This window comes from Paraprevotella sp., from assembly GCF_986071375.1.
Map to the genome: position 1 here is coordinate 166,888 of NZ_CFQRNQ010000003.1, position 25,607 is coordinate 192,494.

The 25,607-nt window shown below is 46.5% G+C and carries 16 protein-coding genes and 1 riboswitch; of the genes, 7 read left to right on the forward strand and 9 right to left on the reverse strand.

The window, feature by feature from the left end; genetic code table 11:
- Positions 1-38: 38 nt before the first annotated feature.
- The 5 genes from AC5RDV_RS02870 to AC5RDV_RS02890 are packed head-to-tail and all read left to right on the forward strand — an operon-like array spanning position 39 to position 8,289.
- Positions 39-3,377, forward strand: a complete 3,339-nt coding sequence (locus AC5RDV_RS02870; protein ID WP_130894359.1) for a SusC/RagA family TonB-linked outer membrane protein — start codon at positions 39-41, stop codon at positions 3,375-3,377.
- 27 nt (positions 3,378-3,404) lie between these two features.
- On the forward strand, positions 3,405-4,976 hold the full coding sequence (locus tag AC5RDV_RS02875; protein WP_040602733.1) for a RagB/SusD family nutrient uptake outer membrane protein: 1,572 nt from the start codon (positions 3,405-3,407) through the stop codon (positions 4,974-4,976).
- A 24-nt stretch (positions 4,977-5,000) separates the two neighbouring features.
- Positions 5,001-5,879 carry a zinc-binding metallopeptidase gene (locus AC5RDV_RS02880; protein ID WP_282748299.1) on the forward strand — a complete coding sequence of 293 codons (879 nt, stop codon included), beginning with the start codon at positions 5,001-5,003 and terminating at the stop codon, positions 5,877-5,879.
- 12 nt (positions 5,880-5,891) lie between these two features.
- Positions 5,892-7,253: a DUF4302 domain-containing protein gene (locus AC5RDV_RS02885; protein WP_008626551.1), complete on the forward strand. Its 1,362-nt coding sequence runs from the start codon at positions 5,892-5,894 to the stop codon at positions 7,251-7,253.
- A gap of 13 nt (positions 7,254-7,266) precedes the next feature.
- Entirely contained in the window at positions 7,267-8,289 is a 1,023-nt protein-coding gene (locus AC5RDV_RS02890) for a BACON domain-containing protein (protein ID WP_282748300.1), read from the forward strand.
- Positions 8,290-8,361: 72 nt separating this feature from the next.
- Here AC5RDV_RS02890 and AC5RDV_RS02895 read toward each other — a convergent pair whose 3' ends face one another.
- From AC5RDV_RS02895 to rpsO, 4 genes are all read right to left on the reverse strand, one after another.
- Entirely contained in the window at positions 8,362-9,870 is a 1,509-nt protein-coding gene (locus AC5RDV_RS02895; RefSeq protein ID WP_282748301.1) for a M6 family metalloprotease domain-containing protein, read from the reverse strand.
- Positions 9,871-10,025: 155 nt separating this feature from the next.
- Positions 10,026-12,389: a hypothetical protein gene (locus AC5RDV_RS02900; RefSeq protein ID WP_282748302.1), complete on the reverse strand. Its 2,364-nt coding sequence runs from the start codon at positions 12,387-12,389 to the stop codon at positions 10,026-10,028.
- A 419-nt stretch (positions 12,390-12,808) separates the two neighbouring features.
- Positions 12,809-15,346, reverse strand: coding sequence for a YfhO family protein (locus AC5RDV_RS02905; protein ID WP_282748303.1), 2,538 nt, complete (start codon positions 15,344-15,346; stop codon positions 12,809-12,811).
- Between the two features lie 108 nt (positions 15,347-15,454).
- The gene (gene rpsO, locus AC5RDV_RS02910; protein ID WP_008626566.1) at positions 15,455-15,724 is read right to left on the reverse strand and encodes a 30S ribosomal protein S15; all 270 of its coding nucleotides are present in this window, start codon (positions 15,722-15,724) and stop codon (positions 15,455-15,457) included.
- Between the two features lie 153 nt (positions 15,725-15,877).
- On the opposite strand from rpsO, the gene typA reads away from it, so the two are divergent.
- A complete protein-coding gene (gene typA, locus AC5RDV_RS02915; RefSeq protein WP_282748304.1) occupies positions 15,878-17,680 on the forward strand; it encodes a translational GTPase TypA in 1,803 nt (600 codons plus the stop codon).
- Between the two features lie 214 nt (positions 17,681-17,894).
- Positions 17,895-19,619 carry an endonuclease gene (locus AC5RDV_RS02920; RefSeq protein WP_282748305.1) on the forward strand — a complete coding sequence of 575 codons (1,725 nt, stop codon included), beginning with the start codon at positions 17,895-17,897 and terminating at the stop codon, positions 19,617-19,619.
- Between the two features lie 98 nt (positions 19,620-19,717).
- Here the strand turns inward: AC5RDV_RS02920 and nrdG are convergent, their stop codons facing one another.
- The 5 genes from nrdG to AC5RDV_RS02945 form a co-directional block, all read right to left on the reverse strand.
- The gene (gene nrdG, locus AC5RDV_RS02925; RefSeq protein ID WP_008626577.1) at positions 19,718-20,206 is read right to left on the reverse strand and encodes an anaerobic ribonucleoside-triphosphate reductase activating protein; all 489 of its coding nucleotides are present in this window, start codon (positions 20,204-20,206) and stop codon (positions 19,718-19,720) included.
- Between the two features lie 6 nt (positions 20,207-20,212).
- Entirely contained in the window at positions 20,213-22,426 is a 2,214-nt protein-coding gene (locus AC5RDV_RS02930; protein ID WP_282748306.1) for an anaerobic ribonucleoside triphosphate reductase, read from the reverse strand.
- Between the two features lie 129 nt (positions 22,427-22,555).
- Positions 22,556-22,758: riboswitch (cobalamin riboswitch) on the reverse strand.
- Between the two features lie 204 nt (positions 22,759-22,962).
- Positions 22,963-24,204 (reverse strand): putative outer membrane beta-barrel protein, encoded by a 1,242-nt coding sequence (locus AC5RDV_RS02935; protein ID WP_282748307.1) that lies wholly within the window; start codon positions 24,202-24,204, stop codon positions 22,963-22,965.
- Positions 24,194-24,760 carry an RNA polymerase sigma factor gene (locus AC5RDV_RS02940; RefSeq protein WP_008626584.1) on the reverse strand — a complete coding sequence of 189 codons (567 nt, stop codon included), beginning with the start codon at positions 24,758-24,760 and terminating at the stop codon, positions 24,194-24,196. Before AC5RDV_RS02940 ends, AC5RDV_RS02935 begins: the two co-directional genes overlap by 11 nt.
- Before the next feature lie 30 nt (positions 24,761-24,790).
- Positions 24,791-25,540, reverse strand: coding sequence for a NigD1/NigD2 family lipoprotein (locus AC5RDV_RS02945; protein WP_282748308.1), 750 nt, complete (start codon positions 25,538-25,540; stop codon positions 24,791-24,793).
- Positions 25,541-25,607: the final 67 nt, after the last annotated feature.

Below are 25,607 nucleotides of genomic sequence, written 5' to 3' on the forward strand. Positions count from 1 at the left end.
CGAACGACAATAATTTATTAATAACAACTCTTTAAATGATGAAACAAAAACTTCTCATGCTCTGTATGCTGTTCTGCATAATGGCGGGCGCGTCTTATGCACAAACCCAAACAGCATCGGGCATCGTTTATTCTGCTGAAGACGGCCTACCGCTCATCGGCGCAAACGTGAAAGTACAAGGCACGACCATGGGTGCATCGGCCGACTTCGATGGAAAGTTCACCATCAAGAACATCCCGGCCACAGCCAAATTCCTTGAAATCTCCAGTATCGGTTTCAAGAAACAGACAGTGCCCATTAAAACGAACCTTAAAATCACCCTCCAACCGGACAATAAGGAGCTCGGTGAAGTGGTAGTGACCGGATTACAGAAAATGGACAAGCGCCTCTTCTCCGGTGCCACCGTAAAGTTGGATGCCGATAAAATGAAAATAGACGGTATGGCCGACATCAGCCGTTCATTGGAAGGACGAGCCGCCGGCGTATCTGTACAAAATGTCAGCGGTACATTCGGTACAGCACCGAAAATCCGTGTCCGTGGAGCCACCTCCATTTATGGCAGTAGCAAACCGTTATGGGTTGTGGACGGTGTCATCATGGAAGATGCCATTGAAGTAAGCGCGGACGCTTTGGCCACCGGTGACGTGGAAACCATGATCAGCTCTTCCATCGCAGGCTTGAACGCCGATGACATCGAAAGTTTCCAAATTCTGAAAGATGGTTCTGCAACCTCCATTTACGGTGCACGAGCCATGGCTGGTGTGATTGTTGTCACCACCAAAAAAGGAAAAGCCGGACAAAGCAAGATCAACTATACTGGTGAATTCACCATGCGCATGAAGCCGAGTTACAAGAACTTCAACATCATGAATTCGCAAGACCAGATGTCAGTATACAAGGAAATGGCCGACAAGGGGTGGTTAAACTTCTCCGGCACTGGAGACAATGGTATGTACAACGCACCAAACAGTGGTGTATACGGTAAAATGTGGCACCTAATCAACTCTTACGACGCAGCTACCGGACAATTCGGATTGTCTAATACCCCGGAAGCGCGTAACGCTTACCTACGCGCTGCAGAAATGCGTAATACGGACTGGTTCGACGAATTGTTTAGTAACAATGTCATGCACAACCACTCCGTAAGCGTGTCTTCCGGTACGGATAAGGCTTCCTATTATGCCTCTTTGAGTGTCATGAGCGACCCGGGATGGTACAAACAAAGTAAAGTGAACCGTTATACAGCCAACTTAAACACCTCCTTCAATCTCAGCAAACAGCTCACACTGAACTTGCTGTCCAATGCCTCCTACCGTAAGCAACGTGCCCCGGGCACATCTAGCCAAAGCACGGACATCGCCAACGGTGAAGTGAGCCGCGAATTTGACATCAACCCTTACTCATTCGCATTAAATACTTCCCGCACACTCGACCCGAATGAATATTACACGCGTAACTATGCAGACTTCAATATCTTCCATGAATTGGACAATAACTATATCGAGTTGAACATCGTAGATTTAAAATTCCAAGGAGAATTGAAATGGAAACCGATTTCCGAACTGGAATTCAGTGCACTCGGTGCCATGAAATACAGCACCATTGCCAACGAACAGTTCGTCAAAGATGATGCCAACCAAGCCAATGCTTACCGAGCCATGGGCAATGCCATCATCCGCGACCAAAACGACAAACTGTACACAGACCCCGATAACCCTTATTCTTTACCGATGTCAGTCCTGCCAGAAGGTGGTTTCTATAAACGTACCGACTACAAGACGAAAGGATTCGATTTCCGAGCTTCCGCATCGTGGAACCGCCTTTGGAAAGAAGATCATCTAACCAATATCTACGCAGGTATGGAAACCAACGCTACGGATTACAACCAATCTTATTTCCACGGATGGGGTATGCAATATTCCATGGGTGAAACTCCATTCTATATTTACCAATTCCTGAAACAGCTCATCGAACAAGGTTCGAGCTACTACGGCATGGGAAACAACCGTCTGCGCAGTGCAGCCTTCTTCATGAACGCCAACTATGCATTCCAATCCCGCTATTCCGTAAATGGAACGGTACGTTATGAAGGTACAAATAAATTAGGGAAGAGCCGTAGCGCCCGTTGGCTTCCGACATGGAACATCTCCGGGCGATGGAACCTCGACGAAGAAAAGTTCTTCGAGCCTATCAAAGACATAATATCTCATGCAGCGTTCAAGGTTTCATACTCTCTGACAGGCGACCGAGGTCCCTCAAGCATATCTAACTCTAAAGCAATTATCTCAAGCTATACCCCGTTCCGCCCGTTCACGTCTATACAGGAAAGCGGTATGCAACTTTATCAATTAGAGAACAGCGAACTGACGTATGAAAAGAAAACTGAGTTGAACTTAGGATTGGATTTGGGCTTCTTAGATAATCGCATTAATCTGGCCATGGACTGGTACACTCGTGACAACCACGACTTGATTGGCTCTATCAACACACAAGGCGTGGGTGGAGAAACTAAAAAATGGGCCAACGTGGCTTCCATGAAATCCCATGGCTTCGAAATGAGTATCTCGACCGTGAATATCAAAAACAAAAACTTCTCCTGGAACACCGACTTCATTTTCTCGACTTACAAAAACGAAGTGACTGAATTGGATGCACTGGCCACCATGATGGACTATGTGAGTGGTACCGGTTTCACGATGCCCGGTTATCCAGTACGTTCCCTGTTCTCTATTCCGTTTGCCGGTCTGGACAGCAACGGTATACCGACATTCTACAACGAAAACGGAGAAATTACTAGCACGGACATCAGCTTCCAGTACAGTGATGACTTCTCTTGGCTAAAATATGAAGGCTCTACCGACCCGACCGTAATGGGTAGCTTGGGCAATACTTTCAATTACAAAGGCTTCCGCCTGAACGTGTTCCTGACTTATTCCGGTGGCAACGTGGTCCGTCTTGATCCGGTATTCAGTGCCAACTATAGCGATTTGACAGCCACGACGCGTGAATTTAAAAACCGTTGGACCTTGCCGGGTGACGAGCACAAAACCAATATACCGGCCATCCTGAGCTATCGCCAGTATTACGAAAATACGGATTTAAGATATGCTTATAACGCTTATAATTACTCCACAGAACGAGTAGCAAAAGGCGGTTTCATCCGTCTGAAAGAGATTTCTTTGTCCTATGACTTTCCCAAGAAATGGATAGAACCGTTAAAACTGTCCAACCTCTCTCTGAAGTTACAGGCTACCAACCTCTGCCTTCTCTATGCGGACAAGAAACTGAACGGACAAGACCCTGAGTTTGTCAACTCAGGCGGTGTAGCTTCTCCTGTACCCCGCCAGTTTACCATGACACTGAGATTAGGTTTATAATCATATACGAACTTAAAAAGAATGATGATGAATTTCAAATATACAGCAATTGCCTTTACCGCATTATCGCTGACCGTATCTTCCTGTAACGACTTTTTGGACGAAATGCCCGATAACCGTACGGAATTAGATACCCCGGAAAAAATTACCAAACTGTTAGTTACAGCCTATCCGACCACAAGTTGGAACTTATTAGCCGAATTTTCGTCGGACAACACGGACGACAATGGTCCCAAATATCAAATCTTCGACCGTTTAAGCCGAGAAATCTACGAATGGAAAGATACCAAAGAAACAGGTAACGACTCGCCTGTAACTTATTGGTCATCCTGTTATAAAGCCATAGCCACGGCCAACCAAGCTTTAGAAGCTATCGACAAGCTGCAGGCAGAAGGAATCAGCCCCAGTTTGTTGTCTGCACAGCGAGGCGAAGCCCTACTTTGCCGAGCATACGGACATTTCATGCTCAGTTATATCTTCTGTGAAGCATGGAGCGAAAGTAATAAAAACACCGCTTTAGGTATCCCTTACAGCACACTGCCGGAAACAACTGTCAATCCGCAATATGACCGCGAAACCATCGGCAAGACATACGAGCATATTGCAGCTGACCTTGAAGCCGGATTGCCATTGATTGATGACAATAACTACTCGGTAGCCAAGTACCACTTCAACAGCAAGGCAGCTTATGCCTTTGCCGCACGTTTTTACTTGTACTATTGCCAATATGACAAGGCGATAGAATATGCCACCAAAGTCTTAGGCAACGACCCTGCATTAGTAATGCGTGATTGGGGAACCCTCGGAAGTTTGTCGTTGAATGATGACCTGCAACCCGATGCCTATGTAGATGCTAGTAACCGGGCAAACTTGCTGTTGTATACAGCCCGTTCTTATTGGGGATTGTACAACGGCCCTCTTACCACAACCAACCGGTACACACACAACCCAACAATCTCTAAAAACGAAACAAGCGAATCCACAGGTATTTGGGGAGATTGTAGCACTACACTCAAACAAATCGCAGCCAACTATACTTCTATCCCCAAAGTGGTATTCCGTAAATACCCTTTTTTCTACTTCGAGGTCGTAGATCCGAGTGCCAACACAGGTTACTACAACATTGTACAGGCAGCCTTCACCACAGACGAAGCCTTGCTGATACGTGCTGAAGCCTATACCATGAAAAAAGAGTATGACAAAGCTATTGCCGACATGCAGATTTGGGAGAATAGCTATACGACGTCTAAAGTGGCGCTTACAGAGCAAGGCATTAATGACTTCTACGGTAAACTGGATTACTATACTCCGCAGAAGCCTACCGTCAAAAAAGAATTGCATCCTGATTTTACAATAGAACCGGGCACACAAGAAAACATGCTTCATTTCATCCTCCATGCCCGCCGTATCCTGACACTTCACGAAGGCTTGCGTTGGGGGGACATCAAACGATACGGCATTACGATTTATCGTAGAACGGTAGAGAAGCAAATCATTACCGTAACCGATGAAATGAAAGTTGACGACCCACGTCGCGCTTTACAAATCCCGAATACAGTAATCGGTGCCGGCCTAACCCCTAACCCGAGAAATAAATAATTCATATATTTAAATAAGGAAAAAATGAAAAAATATATAGGTTATCTATTAGTGTTCGCTTTGAGCCTGACTGCCATATCATGTAATGATGACAAGATAGAAGACCAAAGCATATTCGATACTGAAACACCCGCACGCAACGAGTTTGACAAATGGTTGATGAAGAACTATGTAACCCCCTATAATATAGAAATAAAATATAAATGGGAAGACATAGAAACCGATATGAGCTATGACCTCGCACCTGCCGGGTTGAACCAATCCAAAATAATGGCTCAAATCATCAAATATGTATGGTTGGAAGCATACGATGAAATCGCAGGCATCAATTTCATGAGGACTTACGTCCCCAAACAAATCCTTTTCGTCGGCTCTGCCGCATACGACGCAGACACACAGACCAGTACTTTGGGAACAGCGGAAGGCGGCTTAAAGGTAATCCTCTATAACATCAACACGATAGAGAACAACATCGACGACCCGGAAGTGCTGAACGCATATTACTTCCACACCATGCACCACGAATTCTCTCATATCTTGCACCAGACCAAGCCTTACAGCACGGACTTTGAAAAGATTACTCCATCCGAATACGTAGGTGCCCAATGGAACGAGCAGGCTGACAGTACAGCTAACCGGAAAGGGTTCGTGACCCCTTACGCCATGGACCAACCGGATGAAGACTTTGCAGAAATCATCTCTACTTATATTACAAATGACCAGACATATTGGGAGAGCCTATTGCAACAAAGCGGCGAAAAAGGCGCAAAGCTAATCAACCAAAAGTTTGAAATTGTAAAGAGCTATTTGCAAAACTCTTGGAACATCGACATCGACGAACTCAGAAGTGTCGTACTACGTAGAACCTCAGAGATAAAAGACCTTGATTTGGAAAACCTATAATGAGTAAACAAAATGAAAAGATTTAGCATATTGAGTTTGATTTGCTTGGCGGCATTCACACTGCAATCCTGCCTGTTCAGCGAAGATGACATCTTCGAAGACTCATCCACCAACCGCACCAACCAGGCACTGGACAATTATCAGGCATTGCTCACCAGTGCCACGAACGGATGGAAACTGGAATATTATCCAGGCGGTAAAAGCCATGACATCGGCGGTGTGACGATGCTCATGAAATTTGAAGGCGAAGACGTGACTATCATGTCCGACACCAAGGTACAAGGTTTCAACGATAAAACAGAAACACAGGCCGGAGAACGGGTCACGTCTAAATTCACGCTCATTGCAGACCAAGGTCCCGTTTTGTCTTTCTCTACCTACAACGTGCTCATACATTATTGGAGCGAACCCAAAGGAGGCCTTGACGTAGACGGATATGCCGGAGATTTTGAATTCGTTATCACTGACGCTAGGGAAAATGAGGTTACACTAAAAGGAAAGAAGCATGGCACTATCATGCACATGACCAAATTGGCTAATGATGTCGATTGGGACGCTTATATCGCAGCTTGCAATAAAATACGTACCGAAAGCGAAGAATACGGCACATTAGTTGGTTTTAAAGGGGAAACAACTTTCACCCCATCTGCTTTCTCGCAAGAGAATGTTATCACATTCAGCGAAACGGCAAGCAATGGAGAAACAACGAAACGCAAAGTTTCCTTTGCATACACAGACAAAGGTATTCGACTGTACAGCCCTACTACCGTCAATGGAGTGGAATGCGATAATTTCGTATGGGACAATGAAACCAAATCTTTCACTAGCACAAGTGACAACTCTGTCGAACTGAAATATGTGAGACCAACAGATTATGTTCCTATAGAATTTTATACTGAACACCAATGGACTTTGGAATATACTTACAACTTTGGTCAAAAGGATACTGTTGAAACCGTAAGTTTTACCCGGTTGGAAAATACAGACACTCTCCAAACCCAAATCAGCGCATTAAACCTGAAATTTAAGGTAAAGGCTGTATATAACCGTACTACGGGTATGATTGAGTTTCGCACGCAATATTTGGACATGGTCGTATTGTCGACGGAAGAAGAGGGTGAAATGGATGCGTACATTCATTTGTGCCCTTGGGATGAAAATGCCGGTAACATGTACCTAATGCCTAAGGCCGGTATCGTCAGCTACACCACCCAAATGACACCACGTATTCTTGAATTCACGGACAATGGCCGTATCTCTGAATCATCTATCAATGGCTTTGTGTTCTACGCATTCAAGGGTGAAGACCGAGCTAGCGAACAACTCGGTGTGTTGAACACATACAGCGAAATAAAACTTAAACAAAAAGATTAAAGATTAGAAGAAGATGAAAAAAACAAGCATCATATTATGTGCGCTTGCAACCGGTTTCTTTACCGGTTGCAGCGATGACGAAGAAGCCGTAAAGCCACAAGTAACAGTCGTAGACATCAACTTCAAAGCTGCAGCCTCAGAAGGTTATATTTTACTGAATGGGCAACATGCAACAGCCGTATCTTCAGACAATTGGTGCAGATTGAAACAAGATGGCGATACTATTTTCGTGACAGTAGAAGACAATACGGATATCGAAGGACGCAATGCAATCGTAACTATAACATACGCTGACGGCACACAAAAGCAAATTCCTATCAACCAACAAGGGGGATTCTTTCGTGTAGAAGCAACTGAAGGCCTCCATGCAACAGATTCCATAAATGCCGTTTCCCTTTCAATTACTTCGGCTTTTGAGTACACAGTTAATATAAGTTCAGACTGGGTTAGTTACGAAAAAAATGAAGAGGGTATCACATTCACATTCAAAAAGAACCTGAGTGGCTTCCCACGTCATACATCCGTGAACATCGACTGTGAGAAAATGAACAAACAGTTCACCACCTCTCTTTACCAATACAGCGTAGATGACCTGATGGGAGAGTGGACTGCCCATTTTATTAACAGTAGAAACCAACCTACCACATGCAATGTGACACTAGACAGGAATACAAATGGAACAATTTCCGTAACAGGCATGCCTGAGAATCTGGTATTGAAAGCCCAACAAACCGACGAACATTCTTTTGCATTTAAAATGGGAGAAGATTTAGGTTTCTTTCAGGATAGCTACAAGATTTACTTGAACGGTATCAGTTCCGATGGAACCATTTATTCCTTCGATACGGAAAAGCGTAAAATCAGCTACACAAGTTCATTAAAATGTACTCCTGAGGGTTACGAATGTAATTTTACAGCGGACTCCACTTTCACCGATGGAATAGAAATGGACGGAGTAGTAGTCACAGCCTATGACCAAGCCGGCAATAAACAAGGGACAGTAGAAGCTTTCCGTCAATTACAATTGAAACGATAAATCTCCTTTCAATGACAATGAAAAGCATGGCGTCCTGATTCCAGGACGCCATGCTTTTTACCACTCACAATGTTACTTAAGTAACCTCTTAATCATACGACCATCTGCCCCACGATAAAGATATACTCCTTTACGCATGGGCTTTTCTACTTGTACTCCATCCATCCGATACCAAACTCCCGATGTAGTATAACCAACTTTCTCATCCATAGGCACACTCGGTACTATCGTAATCACATGTTCCTCACTTCCCCCCATAAAATCAAAAGAAACAGTCTGGGATACCTCGTCATATACAATATCAGTAATAGGCTTCCCTAACGTCCCGGCAAGCCCAAAAGACATTTCCGTAGCCGGAGTAGAAGTATCCGTAAGTTCATCGTTACCATTCCACGGATAAGTATCTCCTATCAAACTGGCTTCATATTCTGCCTCATTCTTTCCACTCACCAACAAAGGACGGGCGTTATCTGCCGGAATAACTTTCACCCGGAAGGCCGATGAAGAGACGTTATTTACTGTATTATTCTCCCACACCGTAGGATCTGGCAAACAAACATAAGTCACCAACAGACCTTTTCCTAAACAACTTTTATTCCATCCACGATCATCTATCGTTTCCAACACCAAATACTCATTTCCCTTAGCTGAAGGAGAAGAATTCACAACCTTAAAAGCCATTCCTCCCCAATCCGTAGAAGGCATGTTCTTCACAGTCGTAGCCTCATCCAACTCCTGCAAATCAATCCATCCCATATGGGCCTTTTCCAATGCACGATAGCCCACAGGACGGCGTCCGTCGAGTGCATAACTACCATAGTCCATCAAAGACCATGACCCCATAGCAAACTCCGATACCACAACTCCGTCCGTACGGTAAAAATCCGGCAGACCTAACTGGTGGCTAAATTCATGACAGAATGTCCCTATTCCATCTAACTGCCCATTCAACATTTCGTTAGTACAAGAATAAGAGTTAAACTTCAAGCCTGCAACTTCCGGACTCGTATAACCACGCTCAGAGAGGGATGATGTATGCGGCCATACCAAATCTGTCTGAGCAGGAAGGGCATGCTGTCCTTCTCCTGCATAAAGTACATAAAGCGCATCTACCAGACCGTCGGAATTACTATCAAATTCAGCCCAGTCTTCCACTTCACCGGTTCCTATCGCCTTTTGGATGGCCTCCGTAATCATCTCCCCAACGTGCTCATCCTTCATCGTTTTTCCATCTGCACCATAATAAGCAGCCTTCTCGTCCAACGTGACAGGACCGATTACGACAAATTCCGGCGTAAACTTACCGTCACTCTGGTCTGCAAAATACTGAAATGCTGTACCACTCCCGGATTCTACTTCTTCAATCGTGGCAGGTTTCGAAAGACGTGCCGTATAACTCGCTTTCGGATCCGTTTCACTCATGAGCTTGTCCTTGAACTGTACCAATACCACCGGAATCTTAGGAGATCCTGTACGCACGGGCATCTCACCGATTTTCCTTACCAACGGGTGTCCCGCCTGAACCCCGCCTACCATTGCGCCCCAAAACAAAGCCGCATACAAAAGTCTTTTTAAATTCATTCGTTATTATTATGATTAATACATTCCTATTTTTCTTTGCAAAAATAAGAAAATCCTCCTACATAAGGAAGTTACTGCATAGATTTCAGAAAACAGAATGGGAAGTTCTGCCTTTCGACAAAACTCCCCATCGTATCCTTAATTATAGAAAGTGATTACTTAATCACCACCTTCTTTCCATTCACGACATAAATTCCTTTTCTTAAAGCCTTCAATGCATCACGGTCTGCATTATAAAGCACACGTACACCATTAAGATTGTACACCGTTACTTTTGTCCCAATTTCAGCCAATACTGAATTTACTCCGACTGTCACCCCATTCTCGTCTATAACTATCGTATAAGTTAATTCCGGATTACAAGACCCTTCTGTAGAACCGGGAATCCAAGAACCATTTCCAAACAATTCTGCCGGAATAAACAACGTATAAGTACCTTTCTCTGTGAGAGGATTCTCCAATGCGATACTAAAATCTTCAAAAGCTGCTGCATAACTTACCGATTTTCCACCCACAACTTCTTCCTGAGTATTCGAATTATAAATCTTGATTTTCTCTGTGTCAAAATTCTCATCCAAAGTCACCCATTCTGATGTCTTTATCGTAAAACCTATCACTGTACTTCCTTCTGTCTCGGCTACAACTTCGCTCGGAACATAATCTTTCGCAACTTCCCCTATAATCATATAATCCACAAGGGTTGCCTTACTTAAAATAGATGTCTGATTTCCTAAAACGAATGCCTCTGCCGGAAGATTCACCATATAAGCTCCGGGGAGCTTCACTTCATTATCAAAAACCACCTTTATTTCTGTCGGTATGTAATCCGGATTTTCCTTCTCATCTTCCGGAATAACAGGCTCCATACTTACCGCTGTAGCTACTACGTTCCGCATTCTATCCCATATCTGTATTTTCTCCTTGTTGTCTGCATTCACGCGAATACCCTCAGAACAACCAACTAATACCTCTTTAATATTTTCCACTGTAGAACCGCTCACTGGAGTGAGTATCAAATCCGGTACATTTACCAAGTTTCCTACTGTTGTGAAAACAGCAGAAAAATCTGCGGAGTAATCCCCGCCGTCAGCTGCTTCAAGGCCAACAAAGCTGACCTTTACCTCCGAATTGGCATCGGCATCACTTTTCGGTACACATACTCTTAATATACAGGCACCTTCTTCTTCAGAATCCGCTTTTTTCTTAATATCTTTCTCTACAATAGAATTAACTTGACCATTTACCATAAAATCAAACTGCACTCCAGTGTAATGCAAGTATTCATCACCACGAACCCAAATTGTTAATGAGTCTAATCCGTCAATAGAATTACTTTCTGCCAAGTCATCAAAAGCCACAGCTATATCCACCTTTACTTCCTCATAGGCATATTGAAACGTACAAGAACCTACTGAGGATTGAGCACCAGAATAAACAGGTTGTCCGTCAGCTGCATACACCCCTGCAATTTTCAAAGAAATAGTTCCAAAGGCAGCGCCGGAATAGTTCGGCAGCATATCTTTATGCCGACGCGATTTTCCGCTCAAATCTACAGTTACAGTATTTTCACCTAAGAATTGCGCATCTAAGGTTTCTTGATAAAAACCATTCTCCGCTTCTATATCCCCATATATTAATGTTGCAACCGGTTTCTTCTCTGTATCCAAAGCACCATCAAAATTCAACTGTACAACATTCTCGTCCCCAGACATAATATAAGAATGAAATATATCCATTCCATTTCCAGGCGTATTTACAGAACTGTTTAGAACCACAGGTTTTGCTGCTGCTTTTAAAGCCAAGGAGCAAGTCCCGTCTTCTCCATAAATATCACTTTCTTTATTCGCATTCCGTACTCCCTTCAAAGTTAAGAGCATATCATCTCCTTCCTTTAGGATTCCATCATTGTATGCCTCCATCATAATGGCAGATAGGTCAAATTGTACAGAAGACGATGTCGAAACCGCATCAATAGACTTTTCTTTTCCTCCAATTGTAAGAGTAGCCCCATCCATTTTAACATCCCTATTGAAAGTGAAACTTACTGTAGCATTGGAAACAAACAATGTCTCACCCTCTGTTGGAGAAACTCGTTGTAACTTCAAAGCAACAGCTTCCTTTCCAAATTCCACAGAAATGGTTCGTGCGCTCAACATAAAAGAACGGTGAAAATAATAAGTAATCCCGGCTTTTACTTCCAATTCGCAAACCCCATTATTGTAAACAAGACGTGGCTCCACCATCGTTTGATATGTATTATCCGTATATAAATTCAAAGGATCGGTACTATCAAATGTCAAAGTCAATACTCCGTCCGAAGGAGCCGTAAACGTAGCATACAAATCTTTAAAAAAACTTCCCGAAACATCATATTCTTCTCCACCTTCAAAGATCAAAGGATCATCAGCTGACAATCCGGGGGCAGCTTTCAATCCTCCAACACCCACCATACACACTGCCACAAAAAGAACCATCCTCATCAGATAGTCTTTCATTTCCAAAGTAAACATCTTCCTCATACTGATATTTTTAATTAATAATTATAGATTATACTCTTCTTATTGATATATCGCAACAACCTTTTTCTAAATCCCGATATTTAGACTTTCAACTTTATGGCTGTAAATTTATATATAAAAACACTAAAACAAAAGAAAAATGGAAAGAAATTTATCAAAAGACAAACTAACAGTATAAATATGCAATAAAAATACAAATTTTTAAAGAAGAAGACGAATTAGAAGCGATTTACAAGTTTCTTTTTGGTATCTACGGAATGAAATCAATTTCCAAAAAACACCCGTTTAACCTCCCCAAATCCCCACCACCGTCAATCATCATTAAACTCCTACACCAAAAGAAAAACGGAAATGATTTCTTATCCTTCTCAAAACCATCTCCGCTTCTTCTCTCAGTTCTTAACTTCAAACCACAAAACTTACTTTTGAGTCTCTTTCCTCCTTTTCCAAACCTCACGTCCCAACAAAAAAAGCATACCCAACATCAACAGAACCAAAGAGACATTGGCCACCGTCTCTGTCACGTGCAGGCTCTTCGGGTCAAACTTGAAAGCCACCGTATGCTTTCCGGGAGCCACCTTGATGGCACGTAGGATATAATCGGCACAAACGATTTCCACCGGTTCACCGTCCACTGTAGCTTGCCATCCGGGATAATAAATCTCAGAAAAGACAACGACTCCTCCTTTCGACGAATTGACTTCATACACCAAAGCATTGGCATCGTATGAGGTTAGCCTCACCGTTGCTGCAGAATCCACCGGTTGGCTTCCTTCTGCCACACCCAATATACCCTTATATTTACCGGCAACCAACGCTATCCCTTTCGGATTTACTTGATGTAAACCTAAAATTTCATCATCGGCACTGGCCACGTAACGAACCTCCTTCACAAACCACCCGTTGCCGTTTGCATGAGGATTGGGCACAGGGAAAGTCTGCCCGCCTTCTTGCCCTATAATGGCATACTTCACGTTAAGCATATTCAACACCGGGAATATCGTATCCCCGTCCACTTTTGACAAATCGCCACGAACAGCAGCCACGGCACGAGCGAATTTTCCCATCTCTGGTGCGATATGCTCCTCTATCATTTCTTGATAACGACGAAGTTTTGCCGCATGGTAACCACCGATACTTTTATGATAATAAGAAGTCTTGTTTTCATTGAAAGGACTTCCGGCCAGGTTCATCACACGGTAATCCTTGTCCTTATCGCGCAGGATAAACTCATCCGCCGGTGTCTTAGGCACCACATTCGTGGCAGCCGACACCGGCTCGCTGAACATCCCGTCATTCAAATAACGCTTGTCTACCTGCCACAAATCAAACAAACACAACACGAACACGGCACTGACCAACACGCCGCCACTGACTTTTTTGGCATTATAAGCCAAAAGCAATAATAAACCTATCGCTATGATAATGAAGCTACGCCAGGCATCGGCTACCACTACGGCCTTACGCATCTCATGCAAATTACCCAATATGCCGCCTAACATGTCGCCGGGAATATACCCTTTGGCCGTAGCATCCTGCAACATGGACATTTCTGCCGTAGAAATATAATTGCCGAAAAATACATCAGGCATCAAAGCGAACAAGAGCGCAAAGCCTCCCGTCAAGGCAAAACTGGCATATACATATTTAAGTTTCGCCTTCAGCAATTCCGGCTGTTCCAACAAGGCCTTCAGCCCCAACATAGCCAACAACGGGATGGTGAACTCAGCCACAACCAGAATGGAAGCCACAGCACGGAACTTGTCATACAACGGGACATAATCAAGGAAGAGATTCGTAAGCCCCATGAAATTACGCCCCCATGAAAGCATCACGGAAAGCACCGTCAAAGCCAACAGGCACCATTTCATGGGGCCTTTCAGTACGAAAAGGGACAAGACGAACAGCATCATCACGAAAGCACCCACATACACCGGCCCGCTCGTACCTGGCTGTTCCCCCCAATATTGTGTCAGGGCTTGATAAACAGGTGTATATTGCGGATTGGCTTTCTCCATGGCTTTCTCACTGGCAGTCAATGGTAGAGAAGCACCTCCTTTTACGTTAGGGACAAGCAACGACCATGTCTCCCCGATGCCATAACTCCATTGCGTAATATAATCACGCTCCAACCCGTCTTTTGTCTGGTTGCCGGGGTCCTGCTTGTTTTTATATGCCAATTCACTCTTTCCTCGCATGCTTTCCTTACTATATTGGTAGGTATGGTACAAGTTGGATGAATTGATAGCCACCCCAAGGAGCCCGGCCACAATCAACATTCCGGTAGCCTTGCACCAACCGGCCATTTTCTTTTCTTTCACAGCCTGAACCAGATAGGCCAAAGCCATCAATCCCATTACCGGCAAAAAGTAGTAACTCATCTGCACATGGTTGGACATGATTTGCAAAGCCAAAAAGAAAGCCGTTACCACCCCACCCCACAAATATTTACCACGGTAACATAACACCAAACCAGCTATCGTGGGCGGAATATAAGCCAAAGCCATTACTTTCCAAATGTGTCCGGCACCTATTATAATAAAGAAATAAGAAGAAAAGGCCCACAGTATGGCACCCAACGCAGCCATCCATACCTTGAAGTCAAACGCACGCAGCAGGATATAGAAGCCCAACAACATGACGAAAACATACATGGCCACACCGGTCAGTCCTAACTGGTAGACTTTCTGCAAACTGACCAAAGTGTCGGTAGAATCATAACTCGGTGCCATTTGATAAGTTGGCATTCCGGAAAACAAGGCATTCGTCCAACGTGTCCGCTCCCCGGTACGTTGATAATACTCTTGCATTTCCACTCCCGCACCGACACCTCCACTATGGTCGTGCCCTGTAAGAACCAACCCCTCTGTCACGGGTTGGAAAAAATACAAAAAGCCTATCGCGATGAACAACACCACAGCCAACGCATCCGGCAAATAATTCTTTATTTTATTCATTTCCTATATTATAATATAAAATTAAATTTCTGGTTCGCGTGCGAAAGTAATAAAAAAAACCGCCTTCCACAAGGGAAAGCGGTTAAAATCTTCAGTGCGGCATGCGAATTACTTACGCAAGCCCAAAGCCTTGACGATGGCGCGGTATCTTTCGATATCACGAGCCTTCAGGTAGTTCAACAAAGCGCGACGCTTACCTACCATGATAGTCAAAGCTCTTTCAGTACTATAATCTTTACGGTTCTGCTTCATGTGCTCCGTCAAGTGGGAAATACGGTATGAAAACAATGCAATCTGGCTCTCTGCCGAACCAGTATCAGTGTTAGACTTCCCGTACTGTCCAAAGATTTCTTGCTTCTTAGCTGAGTCTAAATACATAAAATTAAGTTTTTAAAACCATTAATACTCTTAGCGGTTGCAAAGGTACTACATTTTCCCTTTACGCCAAAAGTTTCTTTCATTTTTTTGTCCCTATTCCGCACTTTTCCAATTATTTGTAGTAACTTTGCCACATTATTTTAGGTAAAAAGTATGCAGAACATTAGAAACATTGCTATTATTGCCCACGTAGACCACGGAAAGACTACGTTGGTGGACAAGATGCTGTTGGCGGGCAACCTGTTCCGCGAAAATCAACAGACAGGCGAATTGATGTTGGATAACAACGAACTGGAACGTGAACGCGGTATCACCATTCTATCCAAGAATGTTTCCATTAATTATAAAGGTACGAAAATCAATATAATCGACACTCCGGGACACTCCGATTTCGGCGGAGAGGTAGAGCGCGTGTTAAACATGGCCGACGGCTGCATCCTCTTGGTGGACGCTTTTGAAGGCCCGATGCCCCAGACACGTTTCGTGTTGCAAAAGGCACTCGAAATCGGACTGAAGCCCATCGTGGTCATCAACAAAGTAGACAAGCCGAACTGCCGTCCCGAAGAAGTATACGAAATGGTATTCGACCTCATGTGCGACCTGAACGCCACGGAAGACCAACTTGACTTCCCCGTCATCTACGGCTCTGCCAAAAACAACTGGATGGGCGAGGACTGGAAAACCCCGACAGGCAACATCTTCTACCTGCTCGACCAAATCGTAGAACACATTCCGGCACCCGTACAGTTAGAAGGCACGCCCCAGATGCTCATCACTTCATTGGACTATTCCAACTATACCGGGCGTATCGCTGTGGGACGCGTACACCGGGGCACCCTGAAAGAGGGCATGAACATCACCATCTGCCACCGTGACGGAAGCCGTGAAAAGACCAAAATCAAAGAACTGCATACGTTTACCGGCATGGGACGGCAAAAAGCCACCGAAGTGTCATCGGGCGACATCTGTGCCATCGTAGGTTTGGAGAATTTTGAAATCGGTGACACCATCTGTGACTACGAAAACCCGGAACCGCTACCCACCATCACCATCGACGAACCGACGATGAGCATGCTCTTCACCATCAACGACTCGCCGTTCTTCGGCAAAGAAGGCAAGTTCTGCACCAGCCGCCACATCAACGAACGGTTGGAAAAAGAACTGGAGAAGAACCTCGCCCTGCGCGTTTCCATGCCGGACGGGTACACCGACCGTTGGATTGTAGCCGGACGCGGCGTGCTCCATCTCTCTGTGCTCATCGAAACGATGCGACGCGAAGGATACGAATTGCAAGTAGGGCAACCCCAAGTCATCTACAAGGAAATCGACGGACAGCGTTGCGAACCTATCGAGGAACTGACCATCAACGTGCCCGAAGAGTTCTCCAGCAAGATGATTGACATGGTGACCCGCCGCAAAGGTGAAATGACCTCAATGGAAACACGGGGCGACCGCGTGGACATCGAATTCGATATTCCCTCGCGCGGCATCATCGGGCTGCGTACCAACGTGCTCACGGCCAGTCAGGGCGAAGCTATTATGGCCCACCGTTTTAAAGAATACCAACCATATAAAGGCGACATCAGCCGTCGCAGCAACGGGGTTATGATTGCCCTCGAAAGCGGAACGGCTTTCGCCTACGCCATCAACAACCTGCAAGACCGAGGCAAGTTCTTCATCGAACCGCAGGACGCAGTCTATGCAGGACAAATCGTAGGAGAACACATCCACGAGAAAGACTTGGTGGTGAATGTGACCAAAAGCAAGCAGCTGACCAACATGCGCGCTTCGGGTTCCGACGAAAAGGCCCGCATCGTGCCGGCCACCATCCTCTCTTTGGAAGAAGCCTTGGAATATATCCGTGAAGACGAATACGTGGAAGTAACGCCCAAGAGCATGCGCATGCGCAAGATTATCCTTGACCACACGGAACGCAAACGCGCCAACCGCGACTGACATCATCCGGCAATATCCGCATACCCAAGGCCGCCCCGAAAAGGCGGCCTTTCTTATTCCATCTTGCAGAAAATACGATTGGTTTACAAAATGTCCGAGCTAAAGGTTATTTCGGAACTTTCCGCACGCAGTTTAACATAAATTACGCTGTACGCCGTACTCTTCTATGACTTTATTCCATACTTTTACATTTAAATCATAAAAACCATAAGTCATGAAAAGACTATTTACTTCCTGGACGCTCCTATGCGTCCTCATCCAATTATGGGCACAAGCCCCGTCCGGCTATTACACGGATGCCACAGGCTACAAGGGCCAATCCTTGAAAACGGCATTGTACCGGATTATCACCGACCATACGGCGCGAAGCTACAAGCAACTGTGGACCGACATGCAAAGTACCGACCGGCGAGAAGACGGAAAAGTATGGGACATGTACTCTTCTACCACAGATTTCACTTTTACCAGTGACCAATGCGGCACTTACAAGAATGAAGGAGATTGTTACAACAGAGAACACTCATTCCCCAAAAGTTGGTTTAACGACGCCAGTCCGATGTACACCGACTTGTTCCATCTGTATCCTACAGACGGCTATGTGAACAACCGACGTGGCAACTACCCTTTCGGCGAGACCAATGGAGAACAATATAAATCCAATGGCGGATACAGCAAGCTTGGCAAATGCACGTCTCCGGGTTACAGCGGCACCGTGTTTGAACCCGACGATGAATATAAGGGCGACTTCGCACGTTCCTACTTCTATATGGCCACCTGTTATGAAGACCGCATCGCCACATGGAACAGCGACATGTTGGCTCACAACAGCTATCCGGCCTATGCCAAATGGGCACTCGACATGCTGCTGCGTTGGGCAGCCGAAGACCCCGTAAGCCCTAAAGAGATTGCCCGCAACAATGCGGTGTATAAAATACAGAAGAACCGCAACCCCTATATCGACTTCCCCGGACTGGAACAATATGTATGGGGCAGCAAAACCGGCATCCCTTTCGACCCCGACAATTACGACGGTGGAGGTGAAGTGACCCCTCCGAACCCCGATGACGTGGCCAATCCCACCTTCACGCCGTCTGCAGGCAGCGTGGACAAAGGCACTACGGTCACGATAAGCACCACCACCCCGGCTGCTTACATAGTCTATTCCCTCAATGGCGGAAGCCTGCGCACGGAAGAATCGCCCGTCTATGTGGAAATCACGGAACCGACCACCATCGAGGCTTATGCCATGAAAGAGGACAAGATTAGCGAAACGGTAAGCGCGACCTACACGATTGTCAGCACCCTTCCGGACGAAGGCGTACAGACGTTCAAAAAAGTAAATTCGACAGACGCACTTGAAATAGGCAAACGTTACCTGATAGTGTGCGAAGACAAGAACAAGGCCATGGGAGCCATTCAAAATGATTTCAGGAGTTGCGAGGACGTTACCATCGAAACAGGCCAAATCCGCACGGAAGTAAACGGCAACGGACAGCCGTTCCAAGTCATCCTCGGCGGCCAGGAAGGTGCCTACACCCTGTATGATGCCACCGCAAAAGCTTACCTGTCGCTGACTTCAGACAAAAACAAGCTGCACAACTCAGGCGAGGCCGGCAGCAAAAACGCACAGTGGACCATCACCGTAAGCGGCGAACAGGCTTTCATACAGAACAACGCCTACAAGAGCCGCACCATCCAATACAACGCTTCATCGCCCCGTTTCGCCTGCTACACCAACGGGCAACAGCCCGTAGCACTCTACGTGAACACGACCTCGGGCAGCGGCATCAAGGAAGTAGTAGCAACGGAAGATTCCCTTGTGGACGTGTACACCATCAACGGGCAGCTCGTGCGACAAAACGTACAAGCATCACAAGCCCTGAACGGGTTGAAAAAAGGCATGTACGTCATCAAAGGAAACAAAGTATTGGTAAAGTAAAACAACTCTGTTCCCATACCCATCTATAAACGACCACATCCCGCCACGCCCCCGATAAGAACGTGGCGGGATGCGTATTAGAATGCAGCCCTATTATCTCATTGCGCGTACAAAACGACTTCGCCCTCGCGCAAAGAAGCTTGCACGTCAATCAGCCGTTGGTTGCGGCTACCGCGAAACAACGCGTCACGGTCGCGTAAGGATTCCACGTATGGCCCGTCCACCAACACATCAATGTATTGCAGCAATTCAGCCTGCCGCCGGTCGTGCAGCAACCGTTCGAACTTATAACCGGTATAACACCAGATGTTTTTTCCGGTCTCCCGTTTCACGGCTTCTGCCAGTTCGGCAAATCCTTCCGGTTGGAACATCGGGTCGCCACCGCTGAACGTCACGTCCGCAAACTCATCGGCCCGGATGACCTGCATGATTTCCTCCGTCGTCATCAGGATTCCGGCCCCGATGTCCCACGACTGTGGATTATGGCAGCCGGGACAGGCATTGGGACACCCGGCGGCATACACCGTCGTACGGAATCCCGGTCCGTCCACCGTTGTGTCCTCAACAATCTTTATGACTGAAATCATCGTCGTTTATCGGTTTTCATGCACCACACGGTCATTCAGTTCGGCCAACTTGGCCTTGTTCCAACGGTCTGTCGTCCCGACCAAGTAACCGGTAATGCGTTGCAGGCGGTCTATATGCCCACTGCCGCATTTGGGACACACTTTCATCTCCGGTTCGGCATTCTCGTACCCGCAAGTCATGCAACGGTTACGATTGTGGTTTACCGACCCGTAGCCGATATTATACTTGTCCATCATGTCCACCACGCGCATGATGGCTTCCGGATTATGGGTGGCATCCCCGTCGATTTCCACGTAGAAAATATGACCGCCCCGCGTCAGGTCGTGATACGGTGCCTCAACTTCGGCCTTATGACGGGCACTGCACTTGTAATACACCGGCACATGGTTGGAATTGGTATAATACTCACGGTCGGTAATACCCGGTAAAACGCCGAACTGCTTGCGGTCGCCCCGGGTGAACCTTCCGGCCAATCCTTCAGCCGGAGTGGCCAACACGCTGTAATTATGTTGGTAGAGTTCCGAGAACTCGTTAGCACGGTCGCGCATATAGGTCACGATCTTCAGGCCGAGCTGCTGTGCTTCTTCCGACTCTCCATGATGCTTGCCGGTCAAAGCGACCAAGCATTCGGCCAAACCGATGAAACCGATGCCTAACGTCCCCTGGTTAATCACCGGAGCTATCGTATCGTTGGGCTTCAGCTTCTCGCATCCCAACCAAAGCGCACTCATCACCAACGGGAATTGCTTGGCAAAGGCTGTCTTCTGGAACTCCATACGCTCATGCAACTGACGGGCCGTGATTTCCAACATGTGGTCGAGCTTGGCAAAGAAACGAGCGATACGTTCTTCTTCATCTACAATCTCCATGCACTCGATGGCCAGACGCACGATGTTGATGGTTGAAAAAGAAATATTTCCCCGTCCGATAGAAGTCTTCGGCCCGAAACGGTTTTCAAAGACGCGGGTACGGCAACCCATCGTAGCCGTTTCATACAGGTAACGTTTCGGGTCGTCGGCACGCCACAGTTCATGCCGGTTGAACGTGGCATCCAAATTAATAAAGTTCGGGAAAAAACGACGGGCTGTCACCTTGCAGGCATATTGGTAAAGGTCGTAATTGCGGTCGGTAGGCAAATAACTCACGCCCCGCTTCTTTTTCCAGATTTGAATCGGAAAGATGGCAGTTTCGCCGTTGCCCACCCCTTCGTAAGTACTACGCAGGATTTCGCGGATGATGCAACGCCCCTCGGCCGAGGTATCCGTACCGTAGTTCACGGAACTGAACACCACCTGATTCCCCCCACGGGAATGGATGGTATTCATATTGTGGATAAAGGCTTCCATAGCCTGATGCACCCGGGCCACAGTCTTGTTCATCGCATGCTGGAGGATACGTGCGTCACCGGTCAGGCCATCCAGAGGACGAGTGACAAAGTCGTCCACTTCCTTATGGTATAAACGGGAGTAGTCCTCGGCGTTCAACTCCTCCAAGACCTTCACTTCTTCGATGAAACTGGCACGCACGAAAGGAGCCAGATAAAAATCAAGCGCAGGAATAGCCTGGCCGCCGTGCATCTCATTCTGTGCCGTTTCCATGGAAATACAGGCCAAAATACTGGCCGTCTCGATACGTTTGGCCGGACGGGACTCCCCGTGTCCGGCAGAGAAACCATGCTTCAAGATGTAGTCGAGCGGATGCTGCACGCACGTCAAGCTTTTGGTGGGATAATAATCCTTGTCATGGATATGCAGATAGTTGTGCTTGACCGCCTCTTTCACCTCTTCACTCAGTAGGTAGTCGTCTACGAAAGGCTTGGTGGTCTCGCTGGCAAACTTCATCATCATGCCGGCCGGCGTATCGGCATTCATGTTGGCATTCTCGCGAGTCACGTCGTTAGACTTGATATTGATGATTTCCAGAAATATGTCACGTGTCTTGGCCTTGCGGGCAATGCTGCGTTGGTTACGGTAAGCGATATATTTCTGCGCCACATCCTTACGGCGGCTTTTCATCAATTCCATTTCCACGGCATCCTGAATCTCCTCCACCGTCATTTGTGCCTTACCACGGTTCGTCACGTGTTCGCATATCAAATGAATCAGCTCTTCATTCTCACCGGCCTCGGTGTGTACCATGGCCTTGCGTATGGCATCCCCGATTTTCCGAGCATTGAAACCCACGATGCGCCCGTCCCTTTTAACAACTGTCTGTATCATATTGCATTTATTTTCCGGGCCGAAAAAGTCCCGGCCTCCTTTTTCTAAAAGAAGCCCTGTTTCTCCGGCATCTAAAATTTTGTATCTTTCTTATTACGTTCCCACCGTCATCCCCTTGTCCCCGGAGTCCGTACGGCTATGTCACAGGCAGGTCTTCTGACTTACTCGCGTTTCATGTCCTTCCCGTTTCGCCCGACGAAACAGTGGATGCAGCATGTCATGAAACGTATAAAAGAGTTCACAGCAGCGGGTCTGTCGGGGACTCTCACCCCGTTCCCTTTTCACCCTGTCGGCCGACTGGCAAACAGGGCACCTGAACAACGGCAAAGGTACACCTTTTCCTTTTTTCGTGCAAGTGTTCTCGCTGTTTTTATTTTAAAGTTTCCAGATTTTACAACCCACAAAACAATTAAAATACTTATAATCATTAGATTATAAATACAATTTACCAAAACGAAAAGGCCAAAAGTTTCCCAAAATAAAAAACATGTATGCAACAGGATCAAATCAGGCCTTCGGAAAGGACAAGACTTATGTCACAAACCGAAAGAAAACCTAAGCCCGAATTCCAAATTAAAATTCAATGGTTTCTCCTTATAGATATTGGAAACAGAACTTCCATTATCAAAATAGTAGCTCACTCCCGGCTCCACATACAAACCTACCACTGACGACAAGTTAAGCTGCATCCCGGCGGCTGCATTTACAGAATATTGCCAAGGTTTTTCCCGTACATCCTTATGTGTAGATGACTTTATCCGACCTTTCCACGTATAATCCGTTTCCGTATCTCCATCCACGCACTTCTCGGCCATTCCTCCGGCCGACAGATACAAATCCATCCACCGTTTCTTCCACAAACTGGCCTTAAAGTTCAAGGGAATCCCTACGTATTGCAGGGATTGCCGGACCTCATAACTATAATCTTCTCCAGAAGAAGAAAGACTTGACGAAAGATAAGTATAAGAAAGGCCGCTTTCTATACCGAACCTTTCGTTTACGGCATAACAGGCAGACACGCCGAACCTGACGGGCTGCTTGTGTTTCATCGGGACAACGCCATCCACATACCGATGGGCAGACCTTATGGCCGTCACCGGAAATTTTCCACATTCCATCGCCTCGGGGTGTCCCCAAGAGGGGATAGTTCCCATCAGGACAACTCCTCCGTTCCCATAATTCATTACCGATTTTCCTGGAGTATTGGATGCAAAAAGACTCACAGCCAACCAATGCGACCTTTCTTTCTTGACCTTTCCGACGTTTGGAACCAACTCAGGATAACGGCCTATTCCATCAGGATAAGGCTTTCCCGAATTTCCATGGCTATCTTCAGGAATCGTTTTTTCTCTTTCAGCCAAAAGTTCTTTTCTCTCTTCAGCTAAAGCCTTCCCACCTTCTTCCGATACGGCAGGCCGGTCGCAAGCCACTATATCTTTCCCGGACGGTTTACGACGGCATGGCTCCTTTTCCACGCGCTGCACTTTTGCCCAAAAGGCATCCGTCGGCCCAAGAAGAACGCCTTCGGTCGGAATGCGATTGTCTGCAAAAGACATAAAAACCGGCTGACACACATTCCTTCCCAAAGGCACAACTATCGCCAACGCTGCCGCAATCCCGGCCAAGCGCAGCCATACGGTACTCCTCCCACGAGAAGAGGAGACGGACAGGCGTTGCTCTTCCAAAGCCTTGTTTATCCCGTCCCACAGCCCGTCGGGAGGGATGACCTCGTAACCGTCCAGTTTCTTTTGCCATTCATTCAACCATTTATCTTCCATTGACCTGAGCTTTATATCTTTGAACTTCCTTTGCCAACACCGCCTTTGCCCGATGCAGTTGCGAAGCCGATGTACTCTCTTTTATATTCAGCATCGCGGCAATCTCCTTATGGCTCTTCCTTTCGAACACATACAAATTGAAAACAGCCCTATACCCTGCCGGTAAACGGCAAATCATTTCCTGAAGAACTTCAGACGGAATGTCCCCCGCATCCGGCTCATCCTCGACCGTGTCCGGTACGTCCCATCCGTCGCCAAGGGATTCCAACTGCCGGTCGCGCTTCAAGAATTTCAATGACTCGTTCACCACAATACGTACCATCCATCCCCGGAGAGAACCTTCACCCCTCCACTCGAAACCGTGAATGGAAGTGAATATCTTCACGAAACAATCCTGAAGGACATCTCTCACATCGTCCATACAAGCCACATAACGGGAACACACGGCTGTGAGGCAACCTGCATAGCGACAATATAATAATTTCATCGCTACACGGTCGCCCCGCTGTATACCTCGAACCAAATCCTGTTCGCCTTCGTCTCCGATACGCGTCATGCTGAACGAACGGTTATCTGTCCCCTAATACTATCGTAACGCACCTCCTCTTTGCATTTGTTCTATTTGTTTTGCCACGTTTCCTGTCTTTTTACGGGTACAATAATCAAACTCTGCCGTCCTCCTTCCCCGGAACGACCGCCAAACCAACGTCAGCTTGACCGTGCGCCCTCCCGTATCGGGAAGCTTCCCTAAATCAAAGGCCACAAGCGCATCGCTCCGCCAACTCCCCGCATCCCCGCAAGCATCGTGACGAAACTCCACCTCATAGGGATTCTCCGGATTGCCCCCGGTCAATAAATTCACCTTATGGGGAATCCCCCTGCTGCCCCACAAAGTAGAGAAACGCAGAGTCAGATAACCGTCTTCCGCCACAGTCACCCAATCGTCTACTATCTCCACAGGGTCATTCCCGTATAGCGAATCGTTCACCAAAGCAGAATCCGGAACCGTTTTTTTCGTCAGGATGCTGTCCATCCAGTTTACATAGACTGCACGCGCACGGGAATGCCTGTCTTCGTCTACGTCCGTAAAATGCACCAAAGCCCGCACCTCCTTTTCTCCGAAAGGGGAAGAAGACAGGTTGACCGGCCAAAGCGTTGTCTCATCATCCAACTGCAAGAAACAGGAATCCGTACCGCCCTTGACCGTCACCAAAGCATTCGGACTGAAATAAGGATACCATACATAAACCTCACCATCGTCATCCGAACAAGACTGAAACAAAACCGGAGCCAATAACAGGAAGGCCAACAACCATAAGACATGTACTTTCTTCATTTTTCATCCAATTTAAAAATCCGACATTCTATTTATCAAACTGCGAACCGACCAAATCCTTGCTCAT

Bases quoted from the DNA above. Each gene is read 5' to 3' on its own strand.
- AC5RDV_RS02945 (WP_282748308.1), bottom strand. From the start codon at position 25,540: ATGAAGAAAGTACATGTCTTATGGTTGTTGGCCTTCCTGTTATTGGCT.
- AC5RDV_RS02885 (WP_008626551.1), top strand. From the start codon at position 5,892: ATGAAAAGATTTAGCATATTGAGTTTGATTTGCTTGGCGGCATTCACA.
- AC5RDV_RS02900 (WP_282748302.1), bottom strand. From the start codon at position 12,389: ATGAGGAAGATGTTTACTTTGGAAATGAAAGACTATCTGATGAGGATG.
- AC5RDV_RS02930 (WP_282748306.1), bottom strand. From the start codon at position 22,426: ATGATACAGACAGTTGTTAAAAGGGACGGGCGCATCGTGGGTTTCAAT.
- rpsO (WP_008626566.1), bottom strand. From the start codon at position 15,724: ATGTATTTAGACTCAGCTAAGAAGCAAGAAATCTTTGGACAGTACGGG.
- AC5RDV_RS02940 (WP_008626584.1), bottom strand. From the start codon at position 24,760: ATGACGCGTATCGGAGACGAAGGCGAACAGGATTTGGTTCGAGGTATA.
- AC5RDV_RS02875 (WP_040602733.1), top strand. From the start codon at position 3,405: ATGAATTTCAAATATACAGCAATTGCCTTTACCGCATTATCGCTGACC.
- AC5RDV_RS02905 (WP_282748303.1), bottom strand. From the start codon at position 15,346: ATGAATAAAATAAAGAATTATTTGCCGGATGCGTTGGCTGTGGTGTTG.
- AC5RDV_RS02895 (WP_282748301.1), bottom strand. From the start codon at position 9,870: ATGAATTTAAAAAGACTTTTGTATGCGGCTTTGTTTTGGGGCGCAATG.
- AC5RDV_RS02880 (WP_282748299.1), top strand. From the start codon at position 5,001: ATGAAAAAATATATAGGTTATCTATTAGTGTTCGCTTTGAGCCTGACT.
- nrdG (WP_008626577.1), bottom strand. From the start codon at position 20,206: ATGATTTCAGTCATAAAGATTGTTGAGGACACAACGGTGGACGGACCG.
- AC5RDV_RS02920 (WP_282748305.1), top strand. From the start codon at position 17,895: ATGAAAAGACTATTTACTTCCTGGACGCTCCTATGCGTCCTCATCCAA.
- AC5RDV_RS02890 (WP_282748300.1), top strand. From the start codon at position 7,267: ATGAAAAAAACAAGCATCATATTATGTGCGCTTGCAACCGGTTTCTTT.
- typA (WP_282748304.1), top strand. From the start codon at position 15,878: ATGCAGAACATTAGAAACATTGCTATTATTGCCCACGTAGACCACGGA.
- AC5RDV_RS02935 (WP_282748307.1), bottom strand. From the start codon at position 24,204: ATGGAAGATAAATGGTTGAATGAATGGCAAAAGAAACTGGACGGTTAC.
- AC5RDV_RS02870 (WP_130894359.1), top strand. From the start codon at position 39: ATGAAACAAAAACTTCTCATGCTCTGTATGCTGTTCTGCATAATGGCG.